At 39.2% G+C, this 13,964-nt stretch carries 10 protein-coding genes; 3 read left to right on the top strand and 7 right to left on the bottom strand.

Going from position 1 to position 13,964, the window contains the following annotated elements; translation table 11 throughout:
- Positions 1 to 84: 84 nt before the first annotated feature.
- Entirely contained in the window at positions 85 to 723 is a 639-nt protein-coding gene (locus I6E85_RS14620) for a M48 family metallopeptidase (protein ID WP_101163313.1), read from the bottom strand.
- Between the two features lie 338 nt (positions 724 to 1,061).
- Here I6E85_RS14620 and I6E85_RS14615 point away from each other — a divergent pair, with 338 nt between their 5' ends.
- Both I6E85_RS14615 and I6E85_RS14610 read left to right on the top strand, forming a co-directional pair.
- The gene (locus tag I6E85_RS14615) at positions 1,062 to 4,394 is read left to right on the top strand and encodes an MHYT domain-containing protein (RefSeq protein WP_101163311.1); all 3,333 of its coding nucleotides are present in this window, start codon (positions 1,062 to 1,064) and stop codon (positions 4,392 to 4,394) included.
- A 3-nt stretch (positions 4,395 to 4,397) separates the two neighbouring features.
- Positions 4,398 to 5,390: a two-component system response regulator gene (locus I6E85_RS14610; RefSeq protein ID WP_197237055.1), complete on the top strand. Its 993-nt coding sequence runs from the start codon at positions 4,398 to 4,400 to the stop codon at positions 5,388 to 5,390.
- On the opposite strand, the gene I6E85_RS14605 is transcribed toward I6E85_RS14610, so the two are convergent.
- Positions 5,387 to 5,827 (bottom strand): VOC family protein, encoded by a 441-nt coding sequence (locus I6E85_RS14605; RefSeq protein ID WP_101163309.1) that lies wholly within the window; start codon positions 5,825 to 5,827, stop codon positions 5,387 to 5,389. The genes I6E85_RS14610 and I6E85_RS14605 overlap by 4 nt on opposite strands.
- A 1-nt stretch (position 5,828) precedes the next feature.
- Positions 5,829 to 6,485: an HD domain-containing protein gene (locus tag I6E85_RS14600; protein WP_101163308.1), complete on the bottom strand. Its 657-nt coding sequence runs from the start codon at positions 6,483 to 6,485 to the stop codon at positions 5,829 to 5,831.
- A 139-nt stretch (positions 6,486 to 6,624) separates the two neighbouring features.
- Here I6E85_RS14600 and I6E85_RS14595 point away from each other — a divergent pair, with 139 nt between their 5' ends.
- Positions 6,625 to 7,815 (top strand): class I SAM-dependent methyltransferase, encoded by a 1,191-nt coding sequence (locus tag I6E85_RS14595; protein ID WP_007581068.1) that lies wholly within the window; start codon positions 6,625 to 6,627, stop codon positions 7,813 to 7,815.
- Between the two features lie 30 nt (positions 7,816 to 7,845).
- On the opposite strand, the gene I6E85_RS14590 is transcribed toward I6E85_RS14595, so the two are convergent.
- The 4 genes from I6E85_RS14590 to I6E85_RS14575 form a co-directional block, all read right to left on the bottom strand.
- Positions 7,846 to 8,142, bottom strand: a complete 297-nt coding sequence (locus tag I6E85_RS14590) for a PilZ domain-containing protein (protein ID WP_007581065.1) — start codon at positions 8,140 to 8,142, stop codon at positions 7,846 to 7,848.
- Positions 8,143 to 8,151: 9 nt separating this feature from the next.
- Positions 8,152 to 8,532 (bottom strand): PleD family two-component system response regulator, encoded by a 381-nt coding sequence (locus I6E85_RS14585; RefSeq protein ID WP_007581064.1) that lies wholly within the window; start codon positions 8,530 to 8,532, stop codon positions 8,152 to 8,154.
- A 75-nt stretch (positions 8,533 to 8,607) separates the two neighbouring features.
- Positions 8,608 to 12,495 (bottom strand): ATP-dependent RNA helicase HrpA, encoded by a 3,888-nt coding sequence (gene hrpA, locus I6E85_RS14580; protein WP_197237054.1) that lies wholly within the window; start codon positions 12,493 to 12,495, stop codon positions 8,608 to 8,610.
- A 272-nt stretch (positions 12,496 to 12,767) separates the two neighbouring features.
- The gene (locus I6E85_RS14575) at positions 12,768 to 13,799 is read right to left on the bottom strand and encodes an isoaspartyl peptidase/L-asparaginase family protein (RefSeq protein ID WP_024592370.1); all 1,032 of its coding nucleotides are present in this window, start codon (positions 13,797 to 13,799) and stop codon (positions 12,768 to 12,770) included.
- Positions 13,800 to 13,964: the final 165 nt, after the last annotated feature.

Genomic DNA, 13,964 nt, shown 5'->3' with positions numbered 1-13,964 from the left:
TATTCCTATATTCCTATATTCCTATATTCCTATATTCCTATATTCCTATATTCCTATATTCCTATATTCCTATATTCAGTAACATCAAAACACCCACTGTAAACTCATACCATTTTGTTTTAACCAATTAGATGATGTTTTGTAATCGGGGAAAAACGCCTCTACTCGCTGCCAAAAAGCTTTGCTATGATTTAAATACTTTAAATGGGCAAGCTCATGAACAATCACATAATCTATGGCGTGGTAAGGAGCACCTATAAGATGTAAATTAAAAGTGAGTTCTCGCTTGCTATTACAACTCCCCCACTTTCGTTTATAAACACCTATTTTTAAATCATTTGGCAACTCTTCACCCATTTGAGTACAGAAATACGCTAAACGCATCTCTATGTATGCAATAAGCTGCTCTTTTAAATAAGTCTCTAATAGCTGTCGATACTTTTGATAAGTGTTTTTAACTCGAGGAGATATTGTAATAAGTAAGTGGTCATCATACGGGGTTACTTTGGAATCTTGGCCTGAGTCCAGTTTCAAACAAATAGTTTCTGAAAAAACACTGATTTTTTTAGATTCAAAGGGGTACTGCTTAGTGTCATCAATTGACGATTGTTTTTTTAATTGTTCTGCAACCCACTCTTGTTTGTCAAATAACCAAGTATCAATGTGTTTTTTTGCGACAAAATGTGGCGCATACACAGTTACCTTTTGACTATGCACTTTTATTGCGACTGTTTTGCGTCTAGTACTCTTTTTTAGTTGATATTCAAACACGACTTAAACTCTAAATATAGCATCCGTTTATATAATCCATATTACCATCAATTTTAAACTCTTAGGCATACAGTCGCACCTAACTCCTAATCCACTTTATTATAATAAGCTATAGATTGAGCCGTCTGTTTTATTTGAACTGAAAGTTAAATCACTTTATTTACTTCAATAACAAAACAATAAATAAACTTGCTTAAAATTCGTCACTTTATAGCGCGATTAGAAATAACGGTTCATTTATTATTAAATTAGATTAAACTTGTAAAATAAAGATTATATTTCGAGCCGTTATGCTATCAGCTTTCTTCATTACAGACCAAGATCCAAGCCTAATACTTAATGGGGTTTACGACCCTCTTCTAGTCTCAATGTCTGTATTAATAGCCATTTTTGCTGCTTTTTTTACTACTAAGCTCATTGATTTAGCAAAAGAGACTAAATTCCCTCGTTATCAACGTTTAGCAAATATAACCGCAGCAACTGTATTTTCTTCTGGTATTTGGAGTATGCACTTTATAGGTATGTTAGCTTTTTCGCTATGTACTAATATAAGCTACGATCCAACAATCACACTACTCTCTTTTCTTCCTGCTTTATTAGCATGTCAGTATGCGGTATCAATACTTGTAAATAGTGATGGAAACTTTAGAGTGCTCAGCATTTGCTCGATCTTACTAGGGGCTGGTATTGGTACAATGCATTACAGCGGTATGGCTGCAATGGAGCTTTCCCCAATGTTGCGCTATGACCCACTGACCTTTGGCCTTTCAATTTTAGTTGCCGTCGCTCTTTCGTTTATAGCGTTATATAGCCGCTTTAATCTTGAAAAATTTTTTCCAAAACTATCATACCTACAAAATAGAGCCATCAGCGCTATAATATTGGGCTTTGCTGTTGCTGCTATGCATTATATGGGCATGGCATCTACACGCTTTGTTGCAACATCTCCTCTTTTATATGACGACGCAAATGCTTCTGCTGGGCTCACTTTTGTAGCCATCGCGGTTGCAACTGCAACGATTGCCATTACAAGCGTAGTAGCGGTACTTAATGGCATGGTCAGATATAAAATGTTACTTGAAGAAAAGTCAGCCGACGAGTCTCGCTTAAACGCAATTTTAGGCACAGCCATTGATGGAATCGTAACGATTGATCACACCGGCATTATTTTGAGCTTTAACGAATCAGCCAGTAAAATTTTTGGCTGGCACGAAAATGAAGTACAAAATCATAATATTAAAATGCTAATGGATGATGCTATCGCGATGCATCACGATAGCTACCTTTCTAAAGCTAAAAATATTGATTTAGGTAAAGTAATCGGTGTTAACCGTGAAATTTTTGCAAAGCATAAAAATGGCCACTTATTCCCGATTCGTTTGGGGATTGGAGAAGTTAATCAGCCAGGGCAAAATCCTCTATACGTAGGCTTCATAACAGACTTATCAGAGCAACGAGCTTTACAAAAAAGCCTTGAAGAAAAAGAGCAAAAATACCGCTCTTTAATGGATAACATGCCAGGTGTGGCTTTTAGGTGTAAATTTGATGATAACTGGACCATGCTTTTTATCAGCCCGAGCATCAACGAGTTAACGGGTTATAACCCTAATGAATTTACTGAACATTGCATTGAATTTAACGATCTAGTTTTAAAATCAGACCAGCAACCTATTGTAGATGCCGTCACAAAAGCCGTAGAAGAGAAACGTCAGTATTCAATCGAATACAGAATTCGCCACAGAAGCGGTAAAATCTTATGGCTTTTAGATAAAGGCAGCATCGACTTTGATACCCAAGGCCAAGCAAAGTGGATTGATGGTGTTTTAGTTGATATTACAGAACGCAAAGAATATGAAGAAAAACTAGAGCAAGCTAAATTTAAAGCTGAAGAAGCTGCTTATGCAAAGCAATCTTTTATGGCTAATATGAGCCATGAAATACGCACCCCAATGAATTCTATAATAGGTTTCAGCGACTTATTAATGGATACTCCACTTGATCAAGAACAACAAAAACATTTAGTGACCGTAAATAATGCAGCGCGTTCATTACTTAGATTATTAAATGAAATTCTCGATTCCGCAAAATTAGAGCGTGGTAAGCTCACTATTGAGCCAATACACTTTAGTTTAAAGCCAGTAATAGACAGTATTATTTCTACTTTTTGGTTAGAAGCTAAAAAGAAAGATTTAGAACTTAAACTTCATATTAAAGAATCAGTAAGTGCTACTTATTACGGTGACCCAGATCGACTCAGGCAAGTACTTACTAATTTAATTGGTAATGCTATTAAGTTTACCGAAAAAGGCTCTGTTACCGTAACTGTTGCTATAACACAAAATCAGCATCTGTTTTTTGAAGTGCAAGATACCGGTATTGGTATTGCAAAAGATCGTATTCAAGCAGTGTTTCAACCTTTCGAACAAGCCGATGGTACTACTACTCGCCGTTTTGGTGGTACAGGTCTTGGTACTACCATAAGCAAACAACTTGTAGAGCTTATGGGCGGAACAATAAACTTAGTAAGTGAACTAGGTAAAGGCACCTGCTTTTACTTTTCATTGCCGCTTACTTTAGGTGACGAAACTAAAATAGATCATTTTGATGGTCTACACACACAACTGCCTGCACTTAGGGTGTTAGTAGTTGACGATATCGAGCAAAATACAGAACTACTTTCTTTACTCCTGTCACGCGATCAGCATGCAGTTACCAAGGCATCTAACGGACTTGAAGCGATTAAAGTATTTGAAGAACAAGACTTTGATGTCATTTTAATGGATATACATATGCCATTGTGTGATGGCATAGAGGCAACACAAAAAATAAGAGCAATAGAAAATCAAAGACAAATTAAATACACGCCAATTATCGCGCTCACAGCCAGTGTATTACAACAAGATAAGCTTACGGCTAAAAAAGCAGGCATGAATGGCTTTGCAAATAAACCCGTCGATATAAATCAGCTAAACCAAGAAATAGCACAAGTGCTTGGTCTTGGTATTGCAAAAGAAATGGTTATATCGCAAAGCGATCCTAAAGCGCAGCATATAGATTTTGAAAAAGGGTTAGCTCTTTGGGGTTCTAAATGTAAGCAACTTACAGAGATTACTAAATTTATTAGTGACAGTAATAAACGGTTCGAAACATTATTCAGTGATAAATTATCAAATATAAAAGATGTCGATAGCACCATTCACACACTTAAAGGTGTTGCTGGTAACTTAGGCCTAATAACATTAATGAAGTTATTAACCGATTTAGAGCAAAAACAAAGTGACGCTAAAGTTATTAGTACTTTAGACGATATAAAAAACGAGCTACTTGTCATCTCACAACTGCTGTCATCTAATACTTGCGATAAGCCAAGTAGTAAGCCTGAAGATAATAGTTCTGACACGCTATCAATTGATGAAATTAAGTCACTGTGTAAGACGCTTAATCAAGATGCACAAAACGCAGAGCTAAATGATGAGCTACTAGCAAAACTGCAACGCGGCATACCTTCAATCTATAAAAATGAAGTTGATGATATAGCCGAGGCCTTTGATGAATTTGATTTTGATAAAGCACACGTAATACTAGAAACCTTACTTGAAAAACTAACAAACAATGAGTATTAATTAATGGATTTTACAACAGATAGGCCACGAGTATTAATTGTTGACGATGAGCCTGCAAATCTAAAAGTAATGCGCGAAGTGTTAGGTAATCAATATCGTATGTCGTTTGCTAAATCGGGTGATGCCGCATTGGCACTACTTGAAAAAGAACTACCAAAGCTAATTTTGCTAGACATAATGATGCCAGATATGAATGGGTTTGAAGTCTGCCAGCGGGTAAAAAACAATCCTAAAACGTCTCATATCCCCATTATTTTTGTGACAGCTTTGGGGGACGAAAATGATGAATTTAAAGGTTTTGAACTTGGTGCTGTAGATTATATTACTAAGCCAATAAGCTCTGCTATTGTAAGAGCTAGAGTTAAAACTCACTTATCGCTAGTGCAAGCTGAGCAATTAAAACAAGCACATGTAGATTTAGTACAACGTCTAGGCCGTGCTGCTGAATATAAAGATACTGACACTGGCGAACATATAGTGCGTATGAGCCAATACAGCAAAGTATTAGCATTAGCGCTAGGTATGGATGAGCAAAGTGCAGAGCTTTTACGCCAAGCCGCCCCAATGCACGATGTTGGGAAAATAGGTATCCCTGATGCTATCTTACTCAAGCCAGGAAAGTTAACTTTTGAAGAGTTTGAGCATATGAAGAAACACGCCATAATTGGTGCACAAATATTAGCAAATTCTTCATCGCCATTATTACAACTCGCTCATAAACTTGCTATTGAACACCACGAAAAATGGGATGGTTCAGGCTATCCTAACGGGATCAAAGGCGAAGAAATATCAATTGAAGGTAGAATTGTTGCCGTTGCTGACGTTTTTGATGCTCTGACTTCAAAACGCCCTTATAAAGAGGCATGGAGTGTAGAGAAAACAGTTTTACATATGCAAGAGCAAGCAGGAGCTCATTTTGATCCCGCTCTAATCGAACTATTTGTGAAAAAATTAGACGATATCCTTGCTATAAAAAATTCAAATCAAGAAAGCTAATTCTTTTTAGCGCTGTGAGAGCCAAGCTCAACATTTGGATAGTAAGACTTTATATAACGATAGTCATGTGAGGTAATTTCATGGCTATTACCGCTTTCATCTTTAAAGTACATAGAAAACGTTACACCATGATCTGCTAAAACTACTTTTATATTTAAACCCTCAAGATGATTACGCCATTGAATAAATTGATCCCCTGAGGCCAAAAATGCAATCCCTTTACTACGCCCCTCACCTTCAAAAAGTGCTAAACGAGTTGTTGAACTAGTATCTTCAAGTGTTAAAGGGCCGCGTCCGTCCTCATCCCAAAAGGCAAGCTCGGGTACTACACTAAAACCTAAAACACGCTCATACCACTTAACGGCATCAACCAAGTTATCAACATTTAAATGGCAATGATCAATCCCAGATAATTTAGGTATGCTTGTATTATTCACGTTACTCACCTATTTCTGACTTTAATTGCTCTAAAAAGTCATGCATATACCTTGTACGTCTATTCGCTTCTGCTTTAGCTGATGGCGTATTCATGCTATCGGCAATATGTAATAACTTTATAAAAAAGTGATCAAGCGTGTATGTTTTATCATCAGCCTCGCGTTCAATACAAAAAGGGTCTTCTGGGTTATACAATAACCGAGAAATTGATCCGCCTACTTTCATGCATCGACTCACTCCAATAGCGCCCAATGCATCCATTCTGTCAGCATCTTGTACTATTTGCGCTTCAACTGTTTTAATTTTTATATTTGCGCTGAAACTATGAGCGGCAATGGCATGATGAATCTCATCAAAAAGTGACTCGTCATAATTAATAGATTTTAAAAATTCCAATGCCTTATCGGCTGCCATAGTAGAGGCTTTTGCACGATCAGGATGATTTTTAGCCACCGCCACACAGTCATGCATCCACGCTGCAGGTAATACAACTGACATGTTTGCTTGCTCCGCATTACATAGCTGTATTGCAACGCGCACCACTCGTTCTATATGGGTAATATCGTGAGCTACATCGGCATGCACTAAAGAGGTTATAAATTCTCTACATTGTGAATTAAGTATTTTTAAATCGGGGCTTAAAACGGCGTCAGACACTATTAGGTTCCAAAAGCTAATGAATCGATAAATTATCCGTACTTTACCGTGCTTTATGCCCACCTTGCAAAACATTCATTGTATGTTGCTCCTTGCTTGACTAAAATACAGCGCTTATTTATTACTACTGAGAAGCCTTATGTCATCTGCCGTTTACCTACAAGCTGGTCGCGATAAATCATTAAAAAGAAAACACCCTTGGTTATTTTCAAAAGCCATCAAAAAAATTAAAGGTAAACCTGGATTAGGCGACACAGTAACGATTCACGATAGCGAAGGTAAGTTTTTAGCAACTGCTGCTTACAGCCCTCACTCACAAATTCGCGCACGTGTTTGGAGCTTTGACGAAAAAGAAGTCATCGATCAAAACTTTTTTGAACGCCGTTTACGCCGCTCATTAGAAGCACGTAGCCAAGTAATTGAAGAAGGCGGGCTCACAGGCTTTAGATTATGTGCTGCGGAGTCTGACTACTTACCAGGCGTTACAATCGATAAGTTTGATAACGTGTTAGTGTGTCAGCTACTAAGTGCGGGTGCCGAGCGTCATAAAGGCGAGATTGTTGGCGCGTTGATGTCTATTTTCCCAGGCTCTAGCATATACGAGCGCTCAGACGTAGAAGTACGCACTAAAGAAGGCTTAGAGCCAATAAAAGGCGCTCTTTGGGGTAATGAACCAACACAGCCGGTACTTATTGAGGAAAACGGTTTTAAAATTGAAGTCGATATAATTGATGGACATAAAACGGGCTTTTATTTAGACCAACGCGATAGCCGCGCCGCACTTGAGCGCTTCTCAAAGGGTAAAACGGTACTTAACTGTTTTAGTTATACAGGTACATTTTCGTTGTACGCCCTGCGTGGTGGATGTGAGCATGTAACTAACGTAGATGTATCTCAACCCGCTTTAGATACAGCAAAACGTAATGTTGAACATAATAACTTAGATTTAAATAAAGTAAGTTTTGTTAAGCAGGATGTATTTAAGTTACTACGCCAATACCGCGACGAAGGTAGACAGTTTGATACCATCGTAATGGACCCACCAAAGTTTGCTGATAATAAAGCGCAGCTAACCGGTGCGTGTCGTGGTTATAAAGATATCAATATGATTGCCATGCAAATACTAAAACCAGGTGGAACATTACTAACGTTCTCATGCTCTGGTTTAATGGAACAAAACTTATTTCAAAAAGTAGTAGCCGATGCAGCACTTGATGCAGGTAAAGACCTACTTATAATGGAGCGATTAAACCAGGCAGCTGATCACCCAATTGCTGGCAGCTACCCTGAAGGCTTTTACTTAAAAGGCTTAATCTGTAAGGTTTTTTAATATCTACTATTGAGTTTAACTGGATTCAAGTTAGTTAAACTGAATGATTTCAAGACCTGCTGTTACCGTGCCATCATCTTCTTTGCTGGCACGTATTACTTTTGCTGTTGCATTTAAAGGCGCAATACTTGGGTGAGTCGAATCAATGTTCACCGTCAGTAATGTATTAGGTTCAAGTAATTCATCTAAATGAATTGATAAACCTGTTGCACTTAAATCCACGCACTCTGCGGCAAAACTTAAACCCGCTATTGGTTCTATCGTTGTTAAATTTGCAGGTGTATTGATCTGCATGCGTCTAAAATTTCGCTTATCATCAGTAAACATACGTTACCTCTAAAAAACCGTGTTAATTTCTTCCAACAAAGCACCCACTGAAAATGGCTTTACAACATATGCGTTACAACCAGCGTCAAACCCTGCTTGTTTTTCAGATGGAGACTCTAGGCCCGATACCATAACAACAGGAATATTTTTTGTTTCAGGTGTGTGTTTTAGCATTCGGCATGTATCATAACCATCAAGACCAGGCATACAAACATCAAGCAAAATTATATCTGGCGGACTCGCAATTGCCGATGCAAGACAGCTTTGCCCTGAATCTGCATAACTAACATCAAATTTCGACGCGAGTGCTGCTTTGAGCATTTCAAAATTAAAATACTCGTCGTCTACCACTAAAAGTCGCTTTGTTTTATGTTCAATCGATGAGGACATAACTATGTCACTTCCTTTTCAAAACAAAAATAAATCCTCCTATTAAGGTACTAAGCTTAATAGAAAATGCAAGTTTTATTCTATCTCTTTTATCGCATTAAGTACTCGCTTAGCCGAAATTGGGTAAGGAGTTCCAAGCGTTTGAGCAAATAACGACACTCTAAGCTCTTGTTGCATCCAAAAAATAGCGGTTACTTCTTGTGGAATAGGCAAGCCTTTAGGCGTTTTATTAACTACTTTTTTGTACTCTTGAGCAACTTTATCCAACTCTAGTACGCATAACCTATCACGATTTGGATCCACAGGCAGCTTCTCTAAACGTTTTTGAATCGCTTTTAAATAACGAATTAAATCCGTTATTTTATCTGCGCCATGCGCGCCCACAAAACCTTTAAATATAAGTGACTCAAGCTGTGATTTTATATCGCCATGCGCAGTTATCATGGTTAAATCAACGCGCCCTTTCATTTTTTTATGCAGTGCGTGCGCAATACTTAATACTTGCTCAACTTGCGTTGCAATCGATACAACGGCGTCACCGAGCTCACCTCGTATTTGCTCTTTAGCTGTTTCAAATGCTTTTTCATCGCGTATATCGCCGTGTTTCACTAATAAGCTATCAACACCTGCGGCGATACAGTCATCAATTAAATCAGCTATTTTACCAAATGGGTTAAAGTACAAACCCAGCTTTGCCTTATTCGGTAAGTTTTGTTGTAAGTACTTAATTGGCGACGGCACATTTAACAATACTAAACGGCGCAAACCTTGTTGATGCGCTTGCTGCGCTTTTGCTTCACTATCAAAAAGCTCCACTGCAGCGGCTGATTTTTTATCCACCAGCGCAGGGTATGCTTTTATTTCGTATTGACCTTGTTTTTTAACATATGAAGCTGGCAGTTCACCAAAATCCCATTGTGTTAGGTCTGATTTTTCAATGCCTTTATCGGCTACTTTAGACAGTGTTTCGGTTACTTCACCTTGCAGCTCTGCTTTAAGTTTGGCTAAATCAAGTCCACGAGCAAGTAACTTATCGTGTTCATCACGTACTTCAAACTGCAATCGTAAATGCGGTGCAAGCGCGGTTAAATCCCACGCCTCCATATCAACTCTCACACCTGTCATTCTTAATAAGCGCGTAGCTAAAGCATCAATTAAGCTACCTTGCATTGGCTCAATAGCTGCAAGTACTGCATCTGCGTAATTTGGTGCTGGCACAAAATTACGGCGAAGCGATTTAGGCAATGACTTTATAAGCCCACTTATTAGCTCATGTCTAAATGCAGGTATATGCCAGTCAAAACCACTCTCTTGTACTTGATTCAACAGTGCTACCGGTATTTGCACCGCAACACCATCAACCGCTTGTCCTGGGTCAAAATGATAAGCAAGCGGTAATATAATATTGTCTTGCTGCCATGTGTCAGGGTAGTCAAACTCAGTGATATTACTTGCACCATGCTGCATTAACTCTTCACGGGTCATGTGTAAGTAATGTTTATTTTGTTGTTTTTGTGTTTTATACCATTTTAAAAATGCAGCGCGGTTATTAATTTCTTTGGGTATTTTTTTATCGTAAAACTCAAATAACGTTTGCTCATCAACTAAAATATCACGACGACGCGACTTATTTTCCAGAACTTGAATATCTTCAATAAGCTCACTGTTAAATGCTAAAAAGCCCTCGTTTAAGCCCAGCTCTTGCTCAACTAATGCAGTGCGCACAAAAAGCTCTCGGCTCACTTTAGGGTCTATGTTGCTATAAACACAGCGGCGTTTATTTACGACAAGTAAGCCGTACAAAGTTTGCTGCTCAAACGCGATTACCGCACCTGGTTTTTTCTCCCAGTGTGGCTCTGTATAGCTACGTTTTACTAAATGCTGCGCTAATGGTTCTACCCAGTTAATGTCTATTTTTGCATTTGTGCGGGCATATAATTTACTGGTTTCTACCAGCTCCGCTGACATGATCCATTTAGGGCTCTTTTTAAATAAACCTGAACCCGGAAAAATATGAAACTGACTATTACGTGCACCTTTGTATATTTGCTTCTCATCTTTAAAGCCAATATGGCTCAGCATTCCGCTTAATAACGCTTTATGAACAAGTTCGCCATCAGCCGCTTGGCTGGTTGCTTTCATGCCCATTTCGTTACACACAGTACTTATTTGATAAACAATATCTTGCCACTCACGCAGGCGCATATAGGCTAGGAAATCTTTTTGACACAGCTTTCTAAACTGGCCGTTAGTCAGCTCGCTTTGCTGCTCTTCTAAGTAATTCCATAAGTTCAAAAAAGCGATAAAGTCTGAATCTGGGTCGTCAAAGCGACCGTGTTTTTCATTGGCTGCAGCACGTTTTTCTTGCGGGCGTTCGCGTGGATCTTGAATCGACAACGCCGCCACAATAACAATCACTTCACGCAATGCGCCAAGTTTGTGAGCTGTGAGCACCATTTTAGCTAAACGAGGGTCTACCGGTAATCGGCTGAGTTCTCTACCTGAAGCGGTTAAACTCGTTTTACTATCACGTTTGTCTGGTTTTACTGCTTGTAGTTCTTCTAATAACGATAAACCATCACTTATATTACGGCTATCTGGCGCTTGCACAAACGGAAATTGCGCCATATCACCAAGCCCGAGTGCCAACATTTGCAAAATAACTGAGGCAAGATTAGTACGCAGTATTTCAGGGTCGGTAAACTCTGGGCGCGATAAAAAATCATCCTCAGAGTACAAGCGAATACAAATACCCGCTTCAACACGTCCACAACGACCCATACGCTGATTAGCACTTGCTTGCGATATAGGTTCTATTGGCAGGCGCTGAACTTTTGTACGATAACTGTAGCGGCTTATACGCGCAGTACCTGGGTCTATGACATAACGAATACCCGGCACAGTTAGTGACGTTTCGGCTACGTTGGTCGATAAAATAATATGACGACGAGAATGTGGCGCAAATATACGGTTTTGCTCTGCGTTAGATAAGCGCGAGTAAAGTGGCAATACATCTGTGTGTTTTAAATTACGCTTGCTAAGTGCATCAGCGGTATCGCGTATTTCACGCTCACCGTTTAAAAATATCAGTATGTCACCAGGACCTTCCGCGCACAGTTCGTCAACAGCATCAAAAATACCTTGTAGCTGATCGCCCTCGGCTTCCATATCTTCTTTATTAATATCGGCCGTTGGGTTGTAACGCACATCAACAGGGAAAGTACGACCCGATACTTCTATAATGGGCGCATCATCAAAATGCTTTGAAAAGCGCTCAGGATCGATGGTTGCAGACGTAATTATTATTTTTAAATCGGGACGTTTTGGAAGTAGGTTTTTTAAGTAACCCAAAATAAAGTCGATGTTTAAACTACGCTCGTGCGCTTCATCTATAATTATGGTGTCGTATTGGTTTAAAAATCGATCTTGCTGAATTTCTGCCAGTAAAATACCGTCAGTCATTAGTTTAACGTACGTATTATTAGAAACCTGATCGCTAAAACGGATTTTAAAACCGACTTGCTGACCAAGTTCGCACTTCATTTCTTCAGCAATACGGTTAGCCACCGTTCGCGCTGCTAATCGGCGTGGTTGAGTATGGCCTATTAAGCCATCAACACCACGGCCAAGCTCTAAACACATTTTAGGTATTTGAGTTGTTTTACCTGAGCCCGTCTCACCTGCAATAATAACCACTTGGTTATTTGCAATGGCGTCTTTAATTGTTTCCTTTTTTTGACTTACTGGCAATTGCTCAGGGTAAGTCACTTTAGGAAGGCCCGCTAAGCGTTTATCACGTAATTCTTGGCTACGGGATATATCAGCCGCTATTTTTTCAAGCGCGTTGGCATGCTTGTTTTCATCCGTTATTTTTTTTACGCCATGTAAGCGTTTTTTGAAAATGAATTGATCTTTTTTCAAGCACGTTTTTAGCTCGCCAAACAACTGACCTAGGTTTACCACCCGCATACCTTATAAAATTAGTTAAAGAGCCATAATTATATCAAATTAAACGGCCGGGGTTAATCCTACAAAATGCATAACACGGGGTTGTTTGTTATATAAACGCTGCGATTCACCTAAACTGCGAATAATAAATCTATCTCAAGCAGTTATTTTCAGCGCTAACTGCACTGAAAATAACTGGCTAGCAATAAATGAATTAAAATATCATTGTGGTTCAATACTTTAGTAAATCTATTAACCAGAGTTGAGGTTAATTAAATTACTTTGGCTTATTCGTCGTTAAAAATGCCCACGTAGGTCGCTTGCGTATTCGACTTACTTGCCCGATACATGCCAGAGGTATTAAACGGCAAGCTAATATTCCCCTTAGTATCAATAATAATAACGCCGCCAGTGCCACCAATTGGCTTAAGCACACCGTTTATAACTTCATCTCCAGCTTCAGCTATGGTTTTACCTTGATACTTAACACGCGCACATATATCGCTCGCTACGTTATAGCGAATAAAATATTCACCGTGCCCTGTTGCCGATACTGCGCACGATTCGTTTTCAGCAAATGTCCCAGCACCAATTACCGGCGCGTCACCTACACGGCCATAACGTTTTGCCGTCATACCACCTGTGGATGTACCTGCCGCTAAATTACCGTTTTTATCAAGCGCCACTGCGCCAACCGTGCCCATTTTGTAAGAGTTAGGCAATGCTTTGTGCGCGGCTTGGTACTCTTTACTGGTTGCTTTGGCTTTATCTAATTTTTGTTTTGCTTTTAAAAGCGCTTTGTAACGAGGCTCGGTATCAAATAAGTTATTTTCGACAAGTTCAACACCTTGCTCTTTAGCAAACTCCTCAGCGCCTTGCCCACTAAGCATTACGTGTACAGAGTTATTCATGACCAAACGCGCTAATTTAATCGGGCTCTCAATATGCTTTACACCCGCAACTGCGCCTGCTTCACGGTTTCGACCATCCATTATGGATGCATCAAGCTCATGCCCGCCATCGTAAGTGTATACCGCTCCACGCCCTGCATTAAAATAAGGCGATTGCTCTAATACTGTAATTGCCGCAGTTACCGCATCTAAACTTTCACCGCCTTGGTGCAATACTTTATAACCTGTCTCTACGGCCTCTGTTAATTTAGCGCGGTACAGCTTTTCTTGAGCGGGTGTAAATCGTGCTTTTTCTATTGTCCCTGCCCCACCATGAATCGCAATGGCAAAAGGAGTCTCTGCAGCGAATACGCTATTACTTAAAGCAAAAAGGCTGCTCGCAAGAATTGCTAATAAGGGTGTTTTCATAATGAGCTCTTTTATGGGAAAGTTATAAACTAATGTGAATGGTTGCGGGCTTAATTTCAACTAAAGTGAGTTTAATGGCATAAAAAAAGCGCCTTAAGGCGCTTTTTAAAATTTTACGTGTTTGTAATACCAATTTTATTAAAAACATGGTCATTCTAGCGTATT

The sequence above is a fragment of the Pseudoalteromonas sp. NZS71 genome (assembly GCF_015864715.1).
Lineage (GTDB): Bacteria > Pseudomonadota > Gammaproteobacteria > Enterobacterales > Alteromonadaceae > Pseudoalteromonas > Pseudoalteromonas arctica.
This window is presented reverse-complemented; position numbering and strand designations above follow the sequence as displayed.